15 protein-coding genes and 1 pseudogene are annotated in these 23,572 nt (G+C 43.0%); 6 read left to right on the plus strand and 10 right to left on the minus strand.

Features of this window, described 5'->3' with window-relative positions; all coding sequences use genetic code 11:
* The first annotated feature begins 40 nt into the window (after nt 1-40).
* A complete protein-coding gene (locus tag IPH84_14970) occupies nt 41-3,379 on the plus strand; it encodes a glycosyl hydrolase (GenBank protein ID MBK7174494.1) in 3,339 nt (1,112 codons plus the stop codon).
* Between the two features lie 357 nt (nt 3,380-3,736).
* Here IPH84_14970 and IPH84_14975 read toward each other — a convergent pair whose 3' ends face one another.
* Nucleotides 3,737-5,266: a hypothetical protein gene (locus IPH84_14975; GenBank protein MBK7174495.1), complete on the minus strand. Its 1,530-nt coding sequence runs from the start codon at nt 5,264-5,266 to the stop codon at nt 3,737-3,739.
* 326 nt (nt 5,267-5,592) lie between these two features.
* The gene (locus IPH84_14980; protein ID MBK7174496.1) at nt 5,593-7,560 is read right to left on the minus strand and encodes a hypothetical protein; all 1,968 of its coding nucleotides are present in this window, start codon (nt 7,558-7,560) and stop codon (nt 5,593-5,595) included.
* Nucleotides 7,561-7,903: 343 nt separating this feature from the next.
* On the opposite strand from IPH84_14980, the gene IPH84_14985 reads away from it, so the two are divergent.
* From IPH84_14985 to IPH84_14995, 3 genes are read left to right on the plus strand one after another with little or no spacing between them, the layout of a single operon-like run.
* The gene (locus IPH84_14985; GenBank protein MBK7174497.1) at nt 7,904-8,965 is read left to right on the plus strand and encodes a sulfotransferase; all 1,062 of its coding nucleotides are present in this window, start codon (nt 7,904-7,906) and stop codon (nt 8,963-8,965) included.
* A gap of 4 nt (nt 8,966-8,969) precedes the next feature.
* The gene (locus IPH84_14990) at nt 8,970-10,271 is read left to right on the plus strand and encodes a polysaccharide biosynthesis C-terminal domain-containing protein (protein ID MBK7174498.1); all 1,302 of its coding nucleotides are present in this window, start codon (nt 8,970-8,972) and stop codon (nt 10,269-10,271) included.
* On the plus strand, nt 10,268-11,338 hold the full coding sequence (locus tag IPH84_14995) for a sulfotransferase (protein ID MBK7174499.1): 1,071 nt from the start codon (nt 10,268-10,270) through the stop codon (nt 11,336-11,338). The genes IPH84_14990 and IPH84_14995 overlap by 4 nt, the downstream gene beginning before the upstream one ends.
* A 14-nt stretch (nt 11,339-11,352) precedes the next feature.
* Here the strand turns inward: IPH84_14995 and IPH84_15000 are convergent, their stop codons facing one another.
* From IPH84_15000 to IPH84_15020, 5 genes are all read right to left on the minus strand, one after another.
* Nucleotides 11,353-12,042, minus strand: a complete 690-nt coding sequence (locus IPH84_15000; GenBank protein MBK7174500.1) for a GNAT family N-acetyltransferase — start codon at nt 12,040-12,042, stop codon at nt 11,353-11,355.
* Nucleotides 12,039-12,962: a glycosyltransferase family 2 protein gene (locus IPH84_15005; GenBank protein ID MBK7174501.1), complete on the minus strand. Its 924-nt coding sequence runs from the start codon at nt 12,960-12,962 to the stop codon at nt 12,039-12,041. Before IPH84_15005 ends, IPH84_15000 begins: the two co-directional genes overlap by 4 nt.
* Nucleotides 12,963-13,225: 263 nt before the next feature.
* A complete protein-coding gene (locus IPH84_15010) occupies nt 13,226-13,960 on the minus strand; it encodes an SDR family oxidoreductase (protein MBK7174502.1) in 735 nt (244 codons plus the stop codon).
* Between the two features lie 24 nt (nt 13,961-13,984).
* The gene (locus IPH84_15015; protein MBK7174503.1) at nt 13,985-15,040 is read right to left on the minus strand and encodes a ketoacyl-ACP synthase III; all 1,056 of its coding nucleotides are present in this window, start codon (nt 15,038-15,040) and stop codon (nt 13,985-13,987) included.
* A gap of 3 nt (nt 15,041-15,043) precedes the next feature.
* Entirely contained in the window at nt 15,044-15,274 is a 231-nt protein-coding gene (locus tag IPH84_15020) for an acyl carrier protein (protein ID MBK7174504.1), read from the minus strand.
* 141 nt (nt 15,275-15,415) lie between these two features.
* On the opposite strand from IPH84_15020, the gene IPH84_15025 reads away from it, so the two are divergent.
* Complete coding sequence (locus IPH84_15025) at nt 15,416-16,798, plus strand: B12-binding domain-containing radical SAM protein (protein MBK7174505.1); 1,383 nt, start codon at nt 15,416-15,418, stop codon at nt 16,796-16,798.
* Nucleotides 16,799-16,859: 61 nt separating this feature from the next.
* Nucleotides 16,860-17,987 (plus strand): acyltransferase family protein, encoded by a 1,128-nt coding sequence (locus tag IPH84_15030; GenBank protein ID MBK7174506.1) that lies wholly within the window; start codon nt 16,860-16,862, stop codon nt 17,985-17,987.
* 149 nt (nt 17,988-18,136) lie between these two features.
* Here the strand turns inward: IPH84_15030 and IPH84_15035 are convergent.
* From IPH84_15035 to IPH84_15045, 3 genes and pseudogenes are all read right to left on the minus strand, one after another.
* A pseudogene (locus IPH84_15035) lies at nt 18,137-19,526 on the minus strand (MATE family efflux transporter).
* Nucleotides 19,527-19,644: 118 nt separating this feature from the next.
* Nucleotides 19,645-21,420 carry an AMP-binding protein gene (locus IPH84_15040; GenBank protein ID MBK7174507.1) on the minus strand — a complete coding sequence of 592 codons (1,776 nt, stop codon included), beginning with the start codon at nt 21,418-21,420 and terminating at the stop codon, nt 19,645-19,647.
* Nucleotides 21,407-23,437 carry a tetratricopeptide repeat protein gene (locus IPH84_15045; GenBank protein ID MBK7174508.1) on the minus strand — a complete coding sequence of 677 codons (2,031 nt, stop codon included), beginning with the start codon at nt 23,435-23,437 and terminating at the stop codon, nt 21,407-21,409. Before IPH84_15045 ends, IPH84_15040 begins: the two co-directional genes overlap by 14 nt.
* Nucleotides 23,438-23,572 lie beyond the last annotated feature (135 nt).

The raw sequence follows: 23,572 nt of genomic DNA on the forward strand, positions 1-23,572 counted from the left end.
TATAATTCAGTAACATTTACACTCATTAACAAACATAATCATGAAGAAATCTAGTTGGTTAACGGCTTCAATTGCCTTTATGATACTGGCTGCAGGCTTGCTGGTATTCCAGCAACAACCGGTATTTGCCCAGACTAAAAGCCAGTCTGCTAAAAAGGAGAAGAAGCAGGATAAGAAGGATGCAAAAAAAGAAGATGCCAAGTCGGATACCCTGAAATCAACTACTTTCGGTGGGCTGAAATGGCGTAGCATAGGCCCGGCATTCGCATCGGGACGTATTGCTGATTTTGCCATTAATCCCAAAAATAAAAGCGAATGGTTCGTAGCTGTTGCTTCAGGCCATGTGTGGAAAACAACCAATAACGGCACCACTTTCGATCCTGTATTCGACAATTACGGAGCCTATTCCATGGCTTGTGTTACCTACGATCCCAATAATACCAATGTTGTTTGGGTAGGAACCGGCGAAAATAACCATCAGCGTGCCCTGGGTTATGGAAATGGTGTATATAAAAGTACCGATGGCGGGAAAAGCTTTACAAATATGGGGCTGAAAGAATCAAGGCAGATAGGTGAAGTGCTGATCGATCCCCGTAACTCCGATGTGGTATTTGTAGCTGCAGAAGGTTCTGTCTGGGGACCCGGCGGTGACAGGGGTTTGTATAAATCAACCGACGGGGGAAAGAACTGGAAAAAAGTGCTTGAAATCAGTGAAAATACGGGGGTAAATAATGTACTCCTCGATCCCCGCAATCCTGACATCATGTATGCTTCTTCCGAACAAAGGCGCAGGCATGTATTCACTAAAATTGGTGGAGGCCCTGAAACAGCCATCTATAAATCTACTAATGGTGGAGATAGTTGGGACAAGATTACCAATGGATTGCCTTCAGTGGATATGGGCGGAATCGGACTGGCCATTTCCCCTGTTAATCCTGATATCGTATATGCAATCATTGAGGCTGCTGAAGATGGTGGAGGTTTTTACAGAACTACCGACAGGGGGGCATCCTGGCAGAAAATGAGCAGCCACACAGCACAAGGACAATACTACAACGAAATCTATTGCGACCCCAAGAATGCCGATAAGGTGTATTCGATGGAAACCGTATCGCAGGTAACCACCGATGGTGGAAAAACCTGGACGATGGTTGGCCTCAGCAAGCGTCATGTTGATGACCATGCCCTCTGGATTGACCCTGAGAATACACAGCACTTCTTTATTGGAGGAGATGGGGGAATCTATGAAACCTACGATGGAGGGAGCAATTATATCTTCAAGTCAAACCTTCCTGTTACCCAGTTTTATCGCGTTCAGGTGGATAATTCAGAGCCTTTCTACTATGTATATGGGGGAACCCAGGACAACAACAGTATGGGCGGGCCTTCGAGGAACATCAGCGACGATGGGGTAACCAGCGATGAATGGTTCGTTACCAATGGTGGTGATGGGTTCTGGTCACAGATTGACCCCACAGATCCCAACATTGTGTATGCTGAATCGCAGTATGGTGGCATGGTTCGCTACGACAGGAAAAGCCAGGAAGCGATTGATATCCGTCCGGAACCACGCAAAGGCGAAAACAGCTACCAATGGAACTGGAATACCCCGCTTGTGCTGAGCAAGCATTCCAACACCCGTCTCTATTGTGCAGCAAATAAGGTGTTCAGAAGCGATGACAGGGGAAATACCTGGAAAGTAATCAGTGATGACCTTACTGCCGGCATCGACAGGAATACATGGCCTGTGATGGGAAAATACTGGCCCAGTGATGCTGTAGCAAAAGATATATCTACTTCTCTTTTTGGAACCATTGTTTCCTTTGATGAATCGCCTAAAAATGAGAACCTGTTATATGCAGGAACCGACGACGGACTGATCCGTGTGACAGAAGATGCCGGGCAGAACTGGTCGAAAGTATCATCGTTCCCCGGAGTACCTGAAAACACTTATGTGAGTGACCTGATGGCCTCAAGATTTGATGAAAATATTGTTTTTGCTGCCTTTGATAATATCCTGAGAGACGACTTCAAACCTTATGTATTCAAAAGTACCGATAAAGGCAAAACCTGGGTTTCAATAGCCGCTAATCTGCCGGCTAATGGAACCGTTCATAGCATTCAGCAGGATCATGTAAATCCGGATCTGCTGTTTATCGGGACTGAATTTGGTTGCTATTTCAGTAACGATGGAGGCAAAATCTGGGTTCAGTTGAAATCCGGAATGCCCGCTGTTCCTGTGAGAGATATTGCCATTCAGCAGAGAGAAAATGACCTGGTAGTGGCTACCTTCGGCAGAGGATTTTATATTCTTGATGATTATACGCCACTCAGGACTTTCAAAAAAGATATCCTTGAGAAAGAAGGTTATCTGTTCCCGGTAAAAGATGCCCTCATGTACATTCAGACCGGAGGCAAGTACGGCCAGGGTGCAACCTATTTCAAGGCAAAGAATCCTGAATTTGGAGCTGTATTCACTTATTATGCCAAGGAAGGCCCAAAATCAATGAAGGATGTCCGTAAAGAAAAGGAAGCTGAGCTATTCAAGAAAGGCGAGCCCATCCCTCAACCGACAGAAGCTGTTCTGCAGACTGAGAAAAATGAAATTGCCCCTTATCTCACCTTCATGGTTACTGATGAACAGGGAAACAAGGTTAGAATGATAAAAAAGGCTGTTTCAGCCGGGATTAACCGGGTAAACTGGGATTTGCGTTACCAGAGCAATCATTCCGTGGAAGCTGGTGGCGACCCCGATCCTTTAAAAGATGCTGGAAGCGATGTTTTGGCTGTCCCCGGGAAATACCAGGTTAGTCTTTACCTTACGGGCAATGGTGAAACGAAGCTTATTGCAGGGCCTGAAGCGTTTAACTGTATTACATTGAACAATACTACTCTTCCTGCAAAGGATAGGGCGGCACTTGCCGAATTCCACAAAAAGGTTGCAGAGGTAACAAGGGTCATGCAAGGTACCGAATCTTATGCCGAAGGTTTGCTGAAGCGATCAGCTAATATCGTGCAGGCATTAAATACCTCACCACTTGCCACTCCTGAGCTTATCGCCAAAGCTACCGATGTTAGCATGCAGCTTGATTCTCTTCTCAATAAGAAATTCAACAGGAAATCCATTCGCCCCAGCGACGAAGAAAATCCTCCTGCACCGGTACCACTTAATAACCGGTTGGGTAAAATCTCCTGGACTACCTGGGTTTCTACCAGCGAACCTACACAGGGACAAAAAGATGCCCTTTCTATACTGATGGAAGAGTTCCCACCGGTTTATCAGTTAGTGAAACAAATCGGCGAAGTGACGCTGAGAGACTGGGGGGGGGGAGCGGTCCCCGGACGTTTGCCTGAGAGAAATTCTGATCTTTTAGAATGAATTTACCCGGACTGTGGGAGCCCCAGGTTTCAACCCCCCCTGGACTGGGGATGGTTGCCATGGCCTTAGGCCGACTTGGAATTGTCGCAGGAGACCATCATGCGAAACAAGAACTAACAGCGTTGGTTCTGACTCGACAGAACTAAAACCATAATGAAATCAGTATTAGGCTGGTGTACACCTTGAAACCCCGGCCTTTGCTGGGGACAGAAAACCATGGCCTTAGGCCTGATTATGATCAGGAAAGAATAACTTATCTCAGGCTGGGGTCAAATTGAAATGAATTCTTCCATGTTTGCAAGGGGGGCGAAAATTACATGAAGGCTGCCTCATTCGCTTAATAGGCAGAAAGAATGATTATAGATTCCTGATTGTACAATAAGGTAAATTCCGGGGGAACGGGATGTCTAGTTGGGTTGGAACCCTGCCATCGACCTTTGAGGTATATACTAATTTACCTGAAGCATCCATAATCTGCAGCTGCAGGGATTCCTTATCCCAGCGTGGCTCGATGGTGAATTGTCCCTGGCTTGGGTTTGGATAGATACGAGCAATGGTACGCTGATTGTCGCCAACTCCGGTGGTATTGATCACCTGGGTCTGTTTAACAAGCGACCAGTTGCCTTCTCCACATGTATTGCTTGCCTTGACGCGGATTTCTGCATTTCCAAGGTAGGCATTGTTCCAGGTTACAGTACCAGTGGTACCATTGCCTGATATGGTGCCTGCATCGGCAGGTGTGATTTCCCACTGGTAGGATTCTGCTTCATTGGCTCCGGTTGTCAGGTATGAACTCTGACTTACTGAAGAAAGGTCAACCATATCAGGTCCTGTAGGCTGCGCTGCTTGTGCAGGTGCATTGCTTACCGAGATGGAAACCGATTGTCCTGAGCCATTTCCGCATGAATTTGAAGGTACAACTTCCAAAGTTCCATTTGAATTGCCAATTGAAACTGTAATTGAGTTTGTCCCTTGACCTGAAGTGATGGTAGTTCCGGCAGGAACAATCCAGTTATAAGCCACACCAGCTACATTGGCAACAGAGTAGGTTTGTGTTGAACCCTGACAGGGGTCAGTAAGTCCTGAAATGGCTGAAGGCTGTGCCGGTGCTGCATTTACTGTAACCGCCAGGTTGCTGGCAGCTCCGTTTCCTGCTGTATTGGAACCATAAACGCTTACATTACCCGAAACTGAAGAAGCACCAAAATTCACTGATATGCTTGTAGTTCCCTGACCGGAAACAATGGAAGCTCCGGTTGGTACTGACCACACATAATTGCTTGCACCTGAAATAGCTCCAACTGAATAGGTAAAGTTATTATTCTTACAAACGCTTGCAGGGCCTGAAATTGGGCCGGCTGCTGCGGGTGGTGCAGCAACTGCTTCATTTACTGCCAGGGTGCTTAAACGCACCGGTCCTGGTTTCCCTTTTGCAAAGGCTCCATAGAACGTAACTTGTCCGGTTCCGGCCACTGGGGCGGTCCAGTTGAATGTCCAGGAACTATTGCTTGTATTTGCACTGGTATGGGTGACATACTTGTTGCTTCCAACCAGTTGGCTGTTTGTGCCAGCTGCAAGGGTTCCAAGCAAAGTGCCGGCAGCATTCTGAGGGGATACCTCAAAACCAAACTTTCCGGTTCCTGTAAGCTGGTTGGAGGCTGTAATCTGGTAGGTTTGACCAGGAGTATATCCTCCCGCAGGAATATTTGAGGTAATCCAGCCGGCAACAGTTGTAGGGGTGCCACCGTGACATTCAGTGCAATTACTGCCATCACCTGGTGAACCGGTCTTGGCAGCAGGTGCCCCGGTGGGGTAAAAAGCTACAAAAGAACTCAGCAATACGATGGATGCTAAACTGATAAAAAGGGGTAAACGTTTTGTCTTCATAGAAATGGGTTTTGGTAATATAAGCTAAAGTTTATCTTATTTTCAAAAATAGCTGCCATTTTAAACATCACCATACCTTTTTTGTTCAACGGGATTAAAAAGAAGATGAACGGGAATATTTACTGATAAATCGGATTGTAAAAAAGAAAAAGGTGCTACACTGGGATTTTATGCCCAATGACGCACCTTATCATTGCAAGGTTGCTAAATGAAATGGATCAGGGGATTACAACGAATCTTTGAATGCTAAAGTTTTGTTTAGTGCGAAGAAGCAAATAATAAACTGAAGGTGTAAGTTTAATATCGAGACGTTTGAACATCTCCCCTTAAATTTCAAAGGATTGAAGCTGGTTTCCGGATGAATTCAGCAATGAAGCCTTTATTTTCCCGTTTAAGTTGGCTGTTTCAATGAATAACTCATTTTTACATGGGGAGGGGTACAGTGTAAAACTGGGTTTGCTTGGTTCTTGTATTCCCTCAAGCAGAACGAGATGAATCTCTTTAGGATCGGACCATTCTCCTTCACTACAGCTGTTACTCCCCCTGACCCGGATGATGACTACGCCAAAATATCCCGGATTCCAGTTAACTACTGCTGTTAAACCATTGCCGGTAACTGTTCCGGCTTCGGCTGGTGTTAATTCCCATTCATATTGAGTAGCATTCGCAGCACCGGTAGTTGAATAATTTGAAGTAGGAGTGAGGGTTGGATCTAATTCTGAAGGACCGGAGATGAATGCAGTCCAGCCAGGTAAGGCCTGTATTGTAAGGTATTTGGTCCTGACAGGTGATTGTCCGCAGTCATTCACTGCATGAAGTTCTATGTACCCGCTATTTGGGCCTATTACAACGGTGATAGAGTTGGTGCCTGACCCGTCAATAATTTCTGAACCGGATGGCACTCCCCAACTATATTCAACGCCTGGAGTATTTTCAACCGTGTATACCTGTGTACTTCCCTGGCAGGGCTCGGCTATTCCCGAAATTTCCCCCGGTTGCAATGGCATTTCAGAGATAATGATATTTTTGGTTTTAGCGGGGCCTGTCCCGCAATCATTGACGGGTGTTACCGATATTTCCCCGGATTCGGGTCCAACAAGCATTGATATACTATTGGTTCCCTGTCCTGAAACGATGCTTGATCCGCTGGGTACAGTCCAGGTAAAGGTGGTTCCCTCTGCATTTGGAACTGCATAATTAACAGTACTGCCTTCGCACGGAGCTTCCGGACCTTCCATTACAGCGGGCTGAGAAGGGATGGAACGTACCGTAATAAAAAGGACTCTTCCCGGACCGCTTCCACAGTTATTGGAGGGTGATAATTCAATGTAGCCGCCATTTAACCCGAAAGTAACTTCAATACTGTTGGTCCCCTGTCCTGAATTAATGACAGCACCTGCCGGGACTGACCAATTGTAGATAATACCGGCAGTATTTTCAACTGAATATTGGGCCGTTGCTCCAGAACAAATATTAACAGGGCCTGTGATCTCTGTAGGCTGCATGGGTAAAGGGTTTACAGTAATTCCCAGGCTTGAGGGTAAGCCGTTGCCTGCTGAATTTGAGCCGTAAACACTGATGTTCCCGGAAACTGCTCCAGTGCTGAAAAATACATTGATAGAGGTGGTTCCCTGTCCTGAAGTAATTTCCGCCCCGGCAGGAACTGACCAAACATAGGTGGAAGCTCCGGAAATAGCACCCACTGAAAATGTTGCGCTGGTTCCTCTACACACAGTGGTATTGCCGGTAATGGGGCCTGCTGCAGCAGGAACGCTGACAGCAGCCTCTGAAACGGTAAGACTGCTGTTTCTGGTTGCGCTTCCTTCACTCCTTGTAAATGAAGCATAAAAAGTAACTGATCCGGTCCCGGCAACAGGGGCAGTCCAGTTAAAGGTCCAGGAAGTTACACTGGTAGAGGAAGTTGAATGTGTTATCCATTTTCCGCTACCGACTAATTTGCTATTAGTCCCGGGTGCTAATGTTCCAAGTAACTGTCCTGCATTATTTTGAGGCGATAACTCGAAGCCGTATTTCCCGCTACCGCTGCCACTATTGGTAGCTGTAACCTGGTAAGTAGTTCCCGGAATATATCCTGAAGCGGGAATGTTGGAAGTAATCCATCCGGTGGCTGGAGATGCATTTCCATGGCAGGACGAACAATCATGTCCGTCACCTGGTGATCCTGAATAGTAATAAGGCGAAGGGGCCCCACCCGGATAAGGCATAAAACTCGAAAAGAAAATGAAGATGCTTCCGAAAATGAGTAGTAGAAAGAGTAAGTTTTTCGTTTTCATAAGAATTGGGTTGAATATCTATACATCTACTGATGTGTATATGACAAAAATAGGTTATAAAATGAAATAGTTAACATTAAAGGCCAGGCGCATCCATACAAGAAGTACTTAACATGATTTATAATCCTCAGAAAATAAGCATAGTGCAGGCCAGTTTAACAGTAATCAATCACACGCAGAGTTTCTATTCATAAGCAATTTAGATGAATTATAAATTATTTTAGTCTGGGGTGTTGGATATGCAGCAAACATGGTTCAGGCTATAAGGGAACAATGAGGATCTTTTTCCCTATTTTTGCCAAAATTCAATCGTCCGGTATTCCATCGGCAATCCAATCGATACATGGCCCATACAACCGTAAGTCAGAAGGTAGAAAAAATTCCCGTGTTTTTTATCCTGGGGCGCCCGCGATCAGGCACTACTCTGCTCAGAACCTTGTTTGATGCGCACCCCAATGTGGCAACACCTGTTGAATGTGCATTCATTATCAACATGAGTCAGAAATATGCCAAAGTCACACACTGGTCCCGGGAATTGCTCTTAACATTCCATGAAGATGTTCAAAAGCATATCAAGTTTGATACCTGGAATATTGATCTTGATCAGATGAAAGCAGATTTACTGGAATGTGAAGGGCCCAATACTTTTCAGAATGTTTGCAAAGTAGTGTATTACGACTACCAATCCTTGTTTCCTAAGGAAGATATTCTTTGGATTGCCGACAAAAATCCGGTATATGCAACTTATACCCCGGAACTGCTCTCATTGTTCCCTGATGCAAAATTTATTCATCTTGTGCGTGATCCCCGCGATAATATCATTTCATTGAAAAATGTCGATTTTGAAGGGCCTTTCACCGCATTACTCGCCTATCGCTGGGAACATTCTGCCCGGAAATTGCACGCTATCAAAAAGAAGCATAAAGCCCAGTTCTATACGATAAGGTATGAAGATCTTGTAACTGATCCTACCCGGTATTACAGGGAGATGTGCGATTTCCTTTCAATTCCCTATAATGACAGTGTCTTTGAGTTCTATAAGAAACAGGGTGAAGCGATGAAAAAATTCAACATCGAAAAGATGATGAAATATCATAAAAGCCTGTTTTCCCCTATCAGTAATTCTAAAGTTAACCTTTGGAAAACTCAGCTTCCCGATCTGGATATTAAAATTACCGAATTTGTAGCTGGTAAGTGGATCAAAGAATATGGTTATGAAAGAAAGTATAAACACACTGGCTTCAAGGCCTTCCTCTGGTCATTACCCTGGTTGATTTATGGCCGGGCCTTGTATGTACTTCGTGATTTCATTGACCTTTTCCCTTTCGATACCAAGATAGCCATCAAAAACAGGGGGCCGGTGCTCGCCCGTACTTTCGTTAAGCTTAGGAATCCTGATACCTGATCCTATGTCCCAGCGTAGCCTCTTCAGGGATATCAGCGGGGTATTCGGGAGCAACCTCCTGGCGCTGCTAAATGCCTTTATGGTGGATATTGTCCTTTCCAGGCAATTAGGCCCTGAAGGGAGAGGTTTATATGCTGCCATCCTGGTTGTACCGCTTATTATGGTGAGTTTCGCCCTCATCGGGATAAGAAGGTCAGCAGTTTACCACTTAGGGAAAAAGACTTTTGATGATAATCGCACAGTTTCTGGTGTGCTCAGCCTCCTTCTTATCACCAGTGTAATCGCAATCCTCTTCAGTGGAATTGCCTTCCTTTGGCTGAAACCGCAGGGAATGACACTATGGATGGGCTTGATTACGCTGTTGTCGGTCCCGGTAAAGCTAATACTGGTTTATACCGGGGGAATCTACATTGGGAAAGAGGATTTCAAACGGTCAAACCTGCAGGTATGGCTTCCTCATTTTTTCAACCTGCTGGGCATACTATTATTCGTGTACTTTATACGTTGGGAGGTAACAGGTGCTTTGCTGGCCCTTTTTATTTCCAACCTGGTGGTTGCTTTAATTTCACTCAGTTATATCCTGAAGAAATTCAGGGTAAGGCTTTACTACGATAAAGTGGTCATTAAAAGCCTTGCAGGAATGGGCATTGTATATGCTCTTGCCGTTGTTGTAATGCAGTTGAATTATAGGGTGGATCTGATTCTGCTCCAGCAATTATCCACGATCAAGGAAGTAGGGTACTATTCATTGGGTGTAGCGATTAGCGATAAACTATGGCAACTTCCCAATGCCATTGGACTGGTGGTGATGAGCAGAAGCGCCAATGCCACGGATGAAACAGCTTTAAACCGTGATGTGGCAAGCCTTTTGCGACAATCATTCCTTTTAGTGTTATTTGTTGCTGTTCTGTTATGGCTTATCATACCCTGGTTGTTGCCCCTCCTTTTTGGCGAACAATTTGGTCCCAGCATAGCCATTGTCAGGTGGATGTTGCCCGGGATACTCATGTTTGTGGTTGTGAGGATCCTTATGGGCCGTTTTGCAGGGCAGGGCCAGCCACTTATGCTGATCATGGTGTTTGTACCAGCATTATTGATCAATGTCCTTCTTAATTTCCTGTGGATACCCGATTACGGGGGAATTGGTGCTGCCTGGGCAAGTAATGTGAGCTATTCCATTGGAGCTGTTGTACTTCTGATGGTCTTCTCCTTAAAAATGAAAATCCCGCTTAAGGAAATTCTATTATTCCAGGCTAAGGATTTTAAGGTAATTCAAACCATCTGGAAGAAAATTAGCAGATCATGACGCAAGCGGAACTGGATAGAATTATTCAAACGCCCATGTTTTTTATCGTTGGGCGGCCCCGGACAGGATCTACCCTGCTGAGAACGCTTTTTGATGCTCATCCCAATGTAACAATCCCGCAGGAATGGCCGATGATTCTTGCTTTATACAAAAGGTTCGGACATGTAACAACCTGGAATCGTGAATTATTACTTGAGTTTTATGAGGCTTTATTCCAGAAATTGAGGATTCCTTATTGGGAAATAACCAATTGGCCTGATTTGAATAAAGAGAAACTGAAAAGCAGTATTTTGAGTTGTGAAGGAAAGCATTCATTTGAAACTCTTGTCAAGGTTGTTTATAGCCAATATTCATCCTATTTCTTAAAGGAAAACATTCTACTTATCGGGGATAAGAATCCGGTGTATTCCAATCAAACGGAATTGCTTACGCAGATATTCCCAAATGCTAAATTTATTCACCTTACCCGGGATTACAGGGATAACCTTGTTTCGATGCTGGATGTAGATTTTGAAATGCCGAATATCGCCTTACTGTCCTACCGATGGAAATATTCCTGGAAAGTCATTGAATCGGTTGCCGTTCAGCATCCCGGTAGGTTCTTCACAATCAGGTATGAAGACCTGGTGGACAATGCAGAAGGAAGGTTCAGGGAATTATGTGAGTTTCTAGGGATACCTTTCAATCAAACCATCTTCCATTTTCATGAAAAGCGGGAATTGATTGAAAAGACTTTTTCAAAGGAAATCATTGAAAGATACTTTAAGACTTTGTTTCAGCCTATTGATTCCAGCAGGGTTGGAGTGTACAGGAAGAAATTGTCGGTTTTGCAAATCAGGGTCGCTGACCTGGTGGTTGGATCTATAGCTGATGAAGCCGGCTATCCAAGGGAATATAAGCGTTTTAATATTGGGATTTTCTTATGGTCGTTCCCGGCAATCATCTATGCAAAGTGGCTTTATACCGTTGGCTGGATGGTTGGATTGCTGCCCTACAGGTTTATGATGTGGTTGCTGAATAAGCCTTCCCTGTTAGTGAAAATCTATACCCAATGGGTTAAAAGGTAACAACCCCCTTTTGATCAAAGGGAGGAATTATCTAAAATATTTTTTCCCTGGTCAGTTATTTCTGTATTGAAAAGGATACCCGCTTTTTCGAAATACTCTTCAATCTTAGCTGCCAGACCGGTTTCAAAATCAAAGGGTTCCAGTAACAGGTAGCCTTCCCGGTATTCATTATCCTGGAAAGCCCTGGCAGCACGACGGATATTCCTGCTCTTGGTCTCGAAGTTCTCCAGTGATAAATAATAGAGTTGGTTCTCTTCCTCTTCCTGGCCTTCGCAAATCTCGTAACCTATTTGTTGAGCATACCCAATAGCGGCAAAATTATCACGCATTACATGAATAAAGGAGGTTTTCCAGTCGAGGTAATAAAAGCCGATATCCAATAAAACCAATGATGCAAGGATAGGAAGGAAGGTTTGAATGTAATCCTTATCCCAAAAGAACAGTCCGGATTCACTGGTCCTGGCTTCCCAATCCATGTTCTTGTCGTTGATCAAAGCTACTTTCTTGCCCTCATATTCAACAATATAATAGTAATTATTAAAATTGTTGATGGAATGAAACCACTTCAGTTGCATTTCAGGGGTAATCTCTCCCTTGAATTGCATAACGCGCCTGATCTCTTCAGAATTTCTTTTCTGCCTGACCAGTTCAATATCCTCCAGCTGCAGCCGCCTTAATATAAGTCCATATTTGGTGACTATCATTTTAGGATTTTTTTAATGGAATAGGGTGGTTTCTTATTCTGAACCTTGTAAATCCTGGTAAGGTACTCCCCAATCATTCCAAGGCAAAGCATGATGATACTGGTTGAAAACAAAATAGCCACGATCAGGCTGGTGTATCCAAGGGGTACATCATGGATCAGCTTATTGATGATGAAACGTATGGCAAGGAAAAAACTTAAAACAGAAAGGATAAAACCTCCATAGGTCATGATCCTCAAAGGAACAGCCGTATAATAGATCACTATATTGAAAGAAAGTTTCATCAATTTCCAGGTAGAATAGCCTGAATGTTTTGCGGTTCGCTTTTGATGGTCAACCTGGACAAAGGCAATATTCCCTGTATACCAGAGTAATAACTCATCAATATACATGAAATCCTGGTTATGTTTGAGGATATTTTGCGCCAGCCCTTTCGTAAGTAGTCTGAAGGAAGAACCTTCCCCCGGGGATTGAAGCAAAACCCGTGAGGATTTCTTGATAAAGTAACTTCCAAAATTTCTGAAAACAGAGTGTTGTTTCTTGCCAAAATATCCATACACAAGATCGGCATCGGTTTTGGCAAAGGATTGAATCAGTTTGGGGATTTCTTCCGGAGGAATCTGTAAATCATCATCAATTGTAATGATCAAATCAGCATTGGAATGTTCAAAACCGCAAAAAACCGCATTATGCTGGCCAAAATTCCTTGAAAGTCGAATGGCGGTTACTTCAGCCGGAAACTGCTCCTTAAGTTTACTTAATTTTTCCCAGCTCTGATCTTTGCTGCAATCATCAACAAAAACCATTTCAAAGCTTTTTCCAAGATTATCGAACACAGCTTTGGTACGTGAAAAAAGCAAATCAAGCGTTTCCTGGCTGTTATAAACCGGCACAACTACGCTATAATCAGGAGTATTCAATGAGGTCAGGGATTTATTTGTGGATGTCAGGGATGCAATTCATGAAGCTCAATGATTAATCTGAGAATTTCTGTCCTGAAGACATCTTCTAATCAGCCAAATTTATCATTATTTCATAAGATGTTAGGAGTTGAGCCTGAATCTTAATGAAATTGGAAAGCAACTTTAGTCTGTATGCTGTTATGCCGGAGCCTTCGCTTAACACAGAATGTGATGATTACTAAAAGAAACTACTGCTGCCAGGATGAGGTGCAAATTATTTTTTATCCTCCCCCAAGTACCAGGTTTGTACCTGTAATCCATGAAGAAGCATCAGAAACAAGAAATAATACTGCATTGGCTACATCTCCGGGTTCACCAAATCCCAGGGGCATCATTTTTTCAAATTTTTCCAGTACCTCTTTGGAAATGGTTTCTGCCGCTCCATCAACCATTGGGGTTTTCACGAAAGAAGGTGAAATACAGTTGGAACGGATGCCTTTTGGTGCCAGTTCTACAGCCAGAACTTTTGAGTATGCCTCTAATGCAGCTTTAGTACTACTGTATAAAGCGCCGCCAAAATATGGGAAACGGGTTGCAGTGGAGGATAGAAATACCAGTGAGGATTTGTTTCTGATTTTCTTTTTCTTCAATAAACGGGCTGTCAATAGTACAACTGATGTATAATTGATGCCGAAGAAAGAGTCTATTTCCGCCTGGGTAATAAATTTTACAGGTAAATGGCCGGTTATTCCGGCAGAAAAAACTACTCCATCCAATTCAGGAAGCAAATCCACAAGAGATGCCAGTTGTTCAGGAATAACCAGGTCTGCCTCCAGCATCTGATGCCCTGAACCTTCAAGTAATTCAAACGTTTCCTGAAGTCGATCCTTGTTACGACCGGTGATAATTAGGGACCCACCATGCTGACTCATCCTGATTGCAGTTTCTTTCCCGATTCCGGAAGAAGCTCCCGTAACCAGGATCGATTTGCCGTGAAGGTCAAAGGGTGCAGTCATTTCCTAAAAATTAGATGAATGAAATCAATATTCAATAACATCAGGGCAAACGACATGGTCTAATTCCATAGCAACACTACCCCATGAGAGGCCAACTCCAAATCCACAGGTTAGAAGCCTGACCTTACTACTGCTGATCTGTTCCTTTAGTTCGGAAACAATGGTTAAAGGAATTGAAGCAGAACTGGTATTCCCGTACTTCCTAATGGTATAAGGGACTTTCTCTTTCTCAACTTTTAGCATTTTCCTGATGGTTTCATTCATCAGTAAATTTGCCTGGTGAAAGACAAAGAAGTCGAAATCTGCGGTTGTTCTGGAAGTCTCCTGTAAAAGTTTTTTCACATTTGGAGCCACTTCCCGAAGGGCAAAATTGAATACTTCAATCCCATTTAGGGCAATTTGAAGGCGATTCCGGTAGATTCCCGTTCCATATTTGACGACATCAAAGGATTTCTTGCTAATGAAATTTCTCATCCCACCATCCGGAATAATGATAGCATCAAATCCTGAGCCATCAGACTCCAGGTTGAAATGCATGGGGGGTGCTGATTCATCATATTCAAAAGCTGTTGCTGTAGCAGCATCTCCAAAGAGGGGATAAGTGCTTTTGTCCCTGTATGAGGCTGTTAAAGTAGAAATGTCTCCTACCAGCAGCAGGCCTTTTTTGATTTTTGTGGATTGCATCATGCTAACCATGGCTGATACCCCATAAACCCATCCGGAACATCCCAGGCCAATGTCATAGGCAACGCAGGAATGAGGCAAGCCCAATTTATCCTGTATAATACCAGATGTAGAAGGAATGATATAATCTCTTGATTGGCTGATAAATATCAATAACTGGATTTCCTGCTTATCCCAGCCTAATTCGGATATTAACTTTTCTGCTGATGCAATGCATAAATCTGAAGTGGCCGTACCTTCTTCAGCGACTCTCCGTTTTTCCACACCCACCGTCTTAACCAGCATCTCGCGATCTTTAACTGAAACCCACTTGTAGTCGAGGTTGGAAACTTCTTTCCGGGGGACTGCAGCCGATATACCAGCCATTCGAACATTCGGGATGGAAAAAAGAGCCATGATTTAAAGTTTTGATTTAACTATCTCATAGAGATCATTAATACTCTTTGATTTCTGAATATCTTCTGCATTTATGGTGGCACCATACTCTGTTTTTACCATGGCAATCAGGATAAGGGCATTAATGCTGTTCCAGTCAAAAACTTCACGGAAATGAGTTTCTGGCTGCAGTTTGCCAGCTTCCAGTTCTTCAAATTCAGTCTCAATGTTTTTGATAAATTCTTCAATCGTCATTTTAGCCAATTTAGGAGTGTTAACACTGTGCGCAAAAGTAAACAAATTTAATAGAAACGTTTTTGAAATGAAACATTTATAGACATATCAGTTAATTTGAATATGCACAAATAACTATCTTTAGTTCCTCTATTTAGCTGGATGTCTTCTCGAAAATATAAACTACTGTTAATCAATCCGATAAATCCTGAGAATAAAGGGTTTACTGTTAACCAGGGGCAGCGGTATCCTCCCCTTGGATTAGGTATTGTGGCCTCCCTGACCCCTGAAAACTGGGAGGTTCAGATCCGGGATGAAGTGTTTAACCCATTGGACCTGGAAAATGAATTTATAGAAGCTGACCTGGTGGGAATCGGGGCATTTACTTTTTCTGCCAAAAGGGCTTATGATATTGCATCATTCTACAAAGGGAAAGGAATTCCTACAGTGATGGGCGGTATCCATGCTTCCATGACACCTGGTGAAGCCAGACAATATGTTGATGTTGTAGTTATTGGTGAAGCTGAAGGTTGCTGGAAGGAGCTGATCCGCGATTTTGAGGAAGGGAAAATGAAAAGTCTGTATGAGGGAGGAATAACAGATCTCTCTTTGTCCCCCAGGCCACGTCATGATCTTTTTCACCCCGGATACTGGTTTTCCTCTATTCAAACTACAAGAGGCTGCCCGATGAATTGTACCTTTTGTTCAGTTACTGCATTCAATGGCAAAAAGCATCGTTTAAGGCCGGTTAGCGAAGTGTTGGATGAAATTGCCAGTATTAAAAAGAAAATGATCTTTTTTGTTGACGATAATATTATTGGTTATGGGAAAGAGGCCAGGGAACATGCACTGGCTATTTTCAGAGGGATGAAGGAACGTAAGCTGGATAAGGTCTGGTTCTCACAGGCTTCATTGAATTTTGCAGACGATCCTGAGGTTCTTAAAGCTGCCAGCGACGCGGGATGCAGAATGATTTTACTTGGTATTGAGTCAGAAAAAGCTGAACAGTTAAAACTGGCTAACAAAGGATTGAACCTGAAGCGGTTGGATACCTATGGGGAGGTGTTCCGTAAAATTCATAAACACAGCATTTCTGTCCTGGGAACTTTTATCCTGGGCCTTGAAGGAGATAACCAACAAAGCCTTCTCGACAGGGCTAAATATATGATCGATTCAAGTGTAGATGCATACCAGGTCTCCGTACTGACTCCCTTGCCGGGAACGCAGCTTTATAATGATTTCCTTGAACATGGCCGACTGATAAAGACCAATTATCCTGATGACTGGAATCAATACCAATTCACTTCTGTCGTTTACCACCCTGCTTCCATGAGCCATGATGAACTTCATGAAACCACGCATCGCATCTGGCATGATAACTACAATCTGAAGATAATCAGGAAGAAAGCTTTCAAAACTTTCTGGCAGCAAAGACGATGGAATATCTTCCTCTGGTTCACCCGTGGTTTTCAAGCTACTATGTTTGCTTATTATACGAATTGGCACTTCATGAATGCCACTTTAGGAAAGAAAGAAAAGAAGTAAAACAGATCATTAGAAAAAGTGCAGGATTGAAATTAATTTCGCAGGAAAATTTTGTAATTGAATGAAGGATAGGATCATTTACCTTGATAATATCAGGATCTTCCTGATATCCTATGTGATAGCCGGGCATGTTTCGGTGGCTTATGGCGCCATTGGAGGGGGAAACTGGTATTATATTGAACCGGTTAATGATATGATGACTAAAGCAGTCCTCTATCTTTTCGATATGCTGGCCTATTCATTCCTGATGGCAATGTTCATCTTTATTGCAGGCTATTTTACCCCGGCTTCTTTCAACAAAAAAGGAATATTCCGGTTTCTGAAAGAGCGGGGGATGAGACTTTTGCTTCCATTAATCCTCTATTATTTCCTCATCGGACCAGTGGTTAAATTTATCAGTCTGAAAGCGAAAGGTGAACCAGCCGGGTTCATTGAATTTTTAACAGGTATGTATGAGTCAGGAACTTATGGATACATGGGAGTCATGTGGTTTGTAGCATTGATATTATTCTTCTCATTTGCCTATGCAGCCTACAGACTTGTCTTTCCTGCGGGATTCCGAAAGTTTGAATCACTTTCATTCCCATCGAACCGATCCATCCTGCTTTTCGTTATTGCCTTAGGTCTTTTAAGCTTTCTGGCACGTATTTTACTTCCAATGGGAGGTGGTTATCTGGCAGCCCGTCCGCTCGCATCCATGGTACTCTTTGCTACTTCATTTTTCCTGGGGACTGTTGCATGGCAATATGAATGGCTTGATAAGCTTGGAAGTAAGCAAGCACGGCAGTGGTTTATCACCGCTTTGATATTTATGATTGCCCCCTTGATTATTTTCCTTGTTCTCAGAAAGAATGTAAGTTTTGCTACCATTAAAGGGGCGGGCTCCCTTGGATCCTTATTGTATAGCTTTTGGGAAGTAATTAAATGCGTGGGAACAGGCATGATGGCCATTGTGGTTTTCAGGGAATATCTGAATAAACAGGGGAGGATAACTGCAGCTATGGGACGGTCAGCATTTGCTGCCTATGTAATCCATCCACTGGTTTGTGTAATACTGATGTATGCCATGTCTGGAATAAGCCTGCATCCATTGATTAAATTTGGCATTGTAGCCCCGGCCTCATTGGTATTTACTTTCTCTGTTTCCTGGCTGATGCTCAGAGTGCCAGGACTGAAACACATTTTTTGAAATCTTAATTAGTGTTATGTTCAGGTTAATTTGCCACAAACATGCAGTGAAATAACCAGAATTATAGAGGTTTTGAACTTTACCCCGAAGGGGAGCCTTTGGCTCATTTTACATTTTTATATTTAACATAACATAAGTTGAATCTTTTCTTAAACCTGTACTTCCTTCCACCGCCCTCTTTTGAAGAAATACAAAGCCATAAGGGCTATTAGTGATTCCGCCACCGGAATAGCAATAAATGCACCTGTTGATTTCAGGTTCATGACAACAGCAAGAAAATAGGCTAAAGGAATCTGGAAAAACCAGAATCCAACCAGGTTAATAATGGTGGGTGTCCGGGTATCACCTGCTCCATTGAGTGCCTGGGTCATCACCATTCCAATGCCATAAAATATAAAACCTGTCCCCATAATTCTCAGGGACTGAACACCATATGCAATTACGTCTTCATCATTAGAAAAGAATTTAATGATCGGTTCGGCAAAGACCAGGAAAAGGATCATCACAAAACCCATGAATATTGCATTGTATTTGGCAGTTATTAAAGCACTTTTCTCTGCTCTATCGATTTGTTTAGCACCAAGATTCTGGCCAACCAAAGTAGCAGCAGCATTGCTAAGGCCCCAGGCTGGCAGTATAAAGAATACCACATTCCTGATCGCTATCTGATAGCCCGCAGAAGCAGTAGTTCCGCCTGTTTCAGCTACCAGTCGGGCTAAAATGATCCAACTGCCACTGGCAATGATGAATTGCAGTGTCGCCGGCCATCCAATGTTTACAATGGTGCGTATAATCGGGATATCAATCCTGAAATGACTTCGTTTGAATCTTAGGCTTCCTTTTCCCTTAAAGAGGTGATAGCACTGGTAGAGTACACCTGAACTGCGCCCGGTAAGGGTTGCAATAGCTGCTCCCTTTAGCCCGAAGAAATGAATCAGGATGGGGCATAGGATGATATTAATCAGACTGGCAATCCACAGGCTTTTCATAGCCATTGCAGCATCACCGGCCCCCCTGAATAATCCCATTGATAAGGAAAAGTAACATAATTGCACCACTACCCGCAAACATGATCCTGGTAAAGATGGCACCTTCAGCAACCACCTCCTGACTTGCACCCATCAATCGAAGTATATCGGCTGCATAATAAGCCCCGACAATACTTATTATTACAGTCCCTAAAATGGAAACAATCAACGATTGGGCCCCTGCATGTGCTGCAGCATCCGGATTTTTCTCGCCAATTCTCCTGGCAACAACGGCAGTGGCAGCTGTACTGATACCTATTGCAATCGAATAAACGATGCTTATCACCGATTCTGTGAGTCCCACGGTTGCAATGGCATTCTCCCCCAACTTACCGACAAAGAACATATCAACCAAAGCAAATACGCTTTCAAGGCTTAGTTCAAGAATCATAGGTATGGCAAGCAGAAAGACAGCTTTTCGGATATTTCCCTGTGTATAATCATGCTCTTCACCTTGCAGTGATTGTTTTATAATCCTTACGATTTCCGAGAACCTGGATTGTATGAGCATAAGAAAAGAGAAATAAGTATAAAGCTAAAAGGACAGAAATTGTTTAAATCAGTTTCGGAATATTAGTTTCCATTCCTATGAATATATATTTCACTTTGAAAACATTTCTTCAGAAGGATTAATGGATTTTATAGGCCTTTTCTATTATTTCTGAATAATGTTCAAAAAGCACTTTACGGTTTAAATTTCCATCATTTTTCAAAAATCCTTTTTCAGCAGACCACACATCATTACAAATGATTATCCTTTGTATCTGATCCTGGTTTCGGTTTTCTGAATTATACTGTTTCATAGCTTCAATGATATCCTTGTACAAAAAGGCCAGCTCAGGGTCCAGTTCATGTCGCAGATGCAAAATAACAGGCCCGGATGGTTCTTTTGACATATGTTTCTGGCTTGAAGAGCAAATAGCAATCATTTCATCCCGGTTCAGTCCAAATATCCATACCTGCCTGAATACCGGATTGACAATTAAACGCGCTTCTATTTTTTCAGGATTCACATAAATTCCGGAAGTGAGTTTAAAGATTGTTTTCCTGATCCCTGTCAGCCGAATAAATCCCTGGTCATCAATAATGCCTAAATCACCAGTATGTAACCATCCTTCATTGTCGATGGGCGACTGGGTCCTGTTCAGATAACCTGTCATTATGCCATCACTTTTTACAAGTACTTCTCCCTGAGGACTGATCTTCACCTGCACATTAGGCATGGGTTTACCAACAGTATAACTGCTGAAATGAGCCTGGTGATTGTATGAAATCAAAGGCCCTGCTTCTGTAATCCCATACCCTTCATAAACTGGTATTCCTGCAGCAAAGGAAAGATTTAACCAATGAGGACTAAGGGCGGCTCCTCCACATAAAATGAATTGCAACCGGTTGCCAAACTCCAGCCGCCACTTTGGAAAGATGAACCATTTCAAAAGCAGAAAAGGAAGCAACGCTTTTAGCGGGGGGCGTTTTCCAGGCTCAAGGTTGCGGGCGGTTTTTAAACCTTTTTTGATGATGCTTTTAGGTAAGCCTTTAGAGTGAAGAGTATGTTGTTCAAAAGTGGCAAACAGTCTGCTAAGCAATAATGGAACCATCACCAATGCTTCCGGTTTCAATGCCTTGAAATCCTTTATCATGCCCGGAATTTTCTCTATATACCATATGGATATACCAAAATACTGCTGGCAATAATTGATGGTTCGCTCAAAACTATGGGCCAGGGGCAGTAGGCTGACTACTGTTTTGATATGGGGAAAATGGGAAAGCAACGAATATGAAAGGATATTCGAAACCTGGTTTTTATGGCTGAGGACTACCCCTTTAATCTCTGTTGTTGAGCCGGAAATATAGATAACAGATGCAGGATCAGAAGGTTTCACAGCTTCTTTGTAGCTCTCAAGGTCATGGTTGCCTGATTGTTTTTCACCATCACGCAGAAGCTGCTGAAATGTGGTAGTTTCATCAGTGGGATCAAGTGAGATGAAATGTTGTAAGGCGGGTAAGGTTTTTTGGAGGGTAAGAAGTTCTGGCAACAGTTTCTTGCCTGAATAAAATACCAACTTGCATTTAGTTTCAGCCAGGATGGATTGCAGCCTGTCACCACTAATCCCCGGAACCAGCGGAACATGAATAGCGCCAATCTGGAGAATTCCCATATCAGCTATATTCATTTCCGGTCGGTTGGGTGTTAATGAAACCAGGTGATCCCCTGGCTTTATACCAAGCACCAGGAGAGCAGTACTCATCTGATCCGACATTCTGATATAGGCTTCAGTCGAAAGAGTTACCTCTCCATTGGCCCTGCAATAACCAAACAGAACAGCCTTGTTATGGTGCTTCTTCAGGTGCGGCAATAAGTCAAACACCCTGCTGATAGATTCTATCGGGTTATCGTTGCTCATCTGCCTTTGGATCTGATGGTGGCTGGCTATTGATCAGTATTTCCTTGTAATAAGCTGATTTCTCAGGATCCCGCAACTGGTAGTATTTATACAGCACAGATGCAATTCGCCTGTCACCGGGTTGAATCATGTCAATTTGTTCAAGCCAGGGTACGGCACTCGCAGTATCCTTGTGCTGCATATGATATGATATAATATTCAGGTAAGGTAATTTCATTTTCGGGCGAATCTTGATGATCTGCTGATTCACATAAATGGCTGAATCCACTTTGTCAACTTTACTGTAACAAGCCCCGAGATTGGAGAGTGATTTAATATCCGTAGTATCTAACTGAGATGCTTTGAGATAGCAAGGTATTGCTTCAGTGTATTGTCCTAACTGTTGCAGAGAATATCCCATGTTGAACCATGCTGGGGCATAAGTAGGTTTTGCTTTAGCAGCCTGACGGAAATATTCCAGGGCCTTAGCATAATCTTTTTGCATCATACTGCTCAACTCTCCCAGGGTATTCCAGGCTTCGAAATATCCCGGGTAGATAGCAACTGTTTTTTCAAGAAGGGCCCGGATTTCCTGGATCTCAGCTTCATAACCCCCTGATTCCCCCGAATTTTTAATCCGTTCAATCATTGCACTCTTTAAGGCATTAGCGTAGATATAATGAGCTTTTGCCGATTGATCCAGGTATTTCAAATCATGGGAAAAGAGACTTATTTCTGATTCCCAGTCTTTATTCCTGTCAATGGTTTTTGCTGTTGCCGGGATGAGGAGAATGATGATAATTCCCATCACTTTCCACCGGGTATTCATTGGCATTTCAGCGGTTGTGGATTGTTTGAACAGCTTAAACACAAACCAGCCGACTGCAATACAAAAACTCAGGGAAGCGATATACAGAAATCGCTCAGCAACTATACCCGTGGGCTGCTTGACGATATTTGCATACATTGAAATTGCCACCAGGTAAAACAGTATCGCAAAAGAAAGAATATGCTTCTCTTTTAATTTCCAGATCGCGAAAGCAAATAATGCAATATGCAGGACAGCTGAAAATATGACCCATGGATCTGAAAAACTCACGATAGGAATCATGTTGTAACCATAGTAAAATACAAGGGGATGCGGATAGACCAGCATCTTCAGATAAAAAAGCATTACGGAAAAACCCGTTGAAATCTTGAGCATGAAATTATCTTCAAATAGAAGAGGATTCTCAATAAATAATACAGGCCTGTTAACAAAAGGCATCGAGTATTTTACAATCTGAAGGGATATGTAAAATATGGCTAGTAAGGAAACCGTTGTCCAAACAATATTTCTGGGCTTTGCGTCAGTGAAGAAATAGAGGATCAAAGGAATTGCAACGATAAATGGCAGCGTTCCAGGCTTGGAGATAAGGCTGAGTAAGAATGCAAAGGCACCGGCAGGAACATACCAGGCCGAGCCTTTACGCACATAATCCAGGAAGAAAAGAATAGATAGTATGCCAAAGATGAAACTCAGTATTTCTTCCCTGTTTTTAAGACTGGCCACAACCTCAGTATGCAGAGGATGAGCCGCCCATAATAAGCTGATAATAAATGGAAACCAGGGATTATGCTTAGGAAGAAGTCGACGCAATAAGATGAACAGGAGTAAAATATTTATTCCATATAAAATTATATTAATCAGGTGACTTGGCCCCGGATTATCTCCAAATATCTCATGCTCAACTGCAAACATGGCTTTTGCAACCGGACGGTAACCAAAATTCATGCTTCCGCCTTCTTCAGCATTGATATTGATATACAGCGAAGTAAATATCTTTGGAATGGCTTTAATCCCTTGCTTTACAACAGGGTTATTGTAAGTAACATACAGATCGTCCAAAGAATACCCGTTTTTCAGGGTGTTTCCATATAGGACAAATGCAAAAGCAAACAAGATGATCTTGAACCAAAGGTCAATGGGCCGTTTATCGCTTAGAACAGTTTCAGGAGAAGGAATAGCGGGTGAACTGCCTGGTTTCTTATTAGCCATTTCTGGTAGTATTGATCATGCAAAATAAGATAATCCCCGGCAGCAATCAAAATCAATTCAGTAAAGCGTCTCTAAAGCTTTGATTCCCTGGCCACTTTGATGAATATAGACAAGGGCTCTTGAATAAAGCGATAA

The organism is Bacteroidales bacterium, from assembly GCA_016707785.1.
Lineage (GTDB): Bacteria > Bacteroidota > Bacteroidia > Bacteroidales > UBA4417 > UBA4417.

Coding starts and splice junctions, on each gene's coding strand:
- IPH84_14970 (MBK7174494.1), top strand. CDS start 41: ATGAAGAAATCTAGTTGGTTAACGGCTTCAATTGCCTTTATGATACTG.
- IPH84_14975 (MBK7174495.1), bottom strand. CDS start 5,266: ATGAAGACAAAACGTTTACCCCTTTTTATCAGTTTAGCATCCATCGTA.
- IPH84_14980 (MBK7174496.1), bottom strand. CDS start 7,560: ATGAAAACGAAAAACTTACTCTTTCTACTACTCATTTTCGGAAGCATC.
- IPH84_14985 (MBK7174497.1), top strand. CDS start 7,904: ATGGCCCATACAACCGTAAGTCAGAAGGTAGAAAAAATTCCCGTGTTT.
- IPH84_14990 (MBK7174498.1), top strand. CDS start 8,970: ATGTCCCAGCGTAGCCTCTTCAGGGATATCAGCGGGGTATTCGGGAGC.
- IPH84_14995 (MBK7174499.1), top strand. CDS start 10,268: ATGACGCAAGCGGAACTGGATAGAATTATTCAAACGCCCATGTTTTTT.
- IPH84_15000 (MBK7174500.1), bottom strand. CDS start 12,042: ATGATAGTCACCAAATATGGACTTATATTAAGGCGGCTGCAGCTGGAG.
- IPH84_15010 (MBK7174502.1), bottom strand. CDS start 13,960: ATGACTGCACCCTTTGACCTTCACGGCAAATCGATCCTGGTTACGGGA.
- IPH84_15015 (MBK7174503.1), bottom strand. CDS start 15,040: ATGGCTCTTTTTTCCATCCCGAATGTTCGAATGGCTGGTATATCGGCT.
- IPH84_15020 (MBK7174504.1), bottom strand. CDS start 15,274: ATGACGATTGAAGAATTTATCAAAAACATTGAGACTGAATTTGAAGAA.
- IPH84_15025 (MBK7174505.1), top strand. CDS start 15,416: ATGTCTTCTCGAAAATATAAACTACTGTTAATCAATCCGATAAATCCT.
- IPH84_15030 (MBK7174506.1), top strand. CDS start 16,860: ATGAAGGATAGGATCATTTACCTTGATAATATCAGGATCTTCCTGATA.
- IPH84_15040 (MBK7174507.1), bottom strand. CDS start 21,420: ATGAGCAACGATAACCCGATAGAATCTATCAGCAGGGTGTTTGACTTA.
- IPH84_15045 (MBK7174508.1), bottom strand. CDS start 23,437: ATGGCTAATAAGAAACCAGGCAGTTCACCCGCTATTCCTTCTCCTGAA.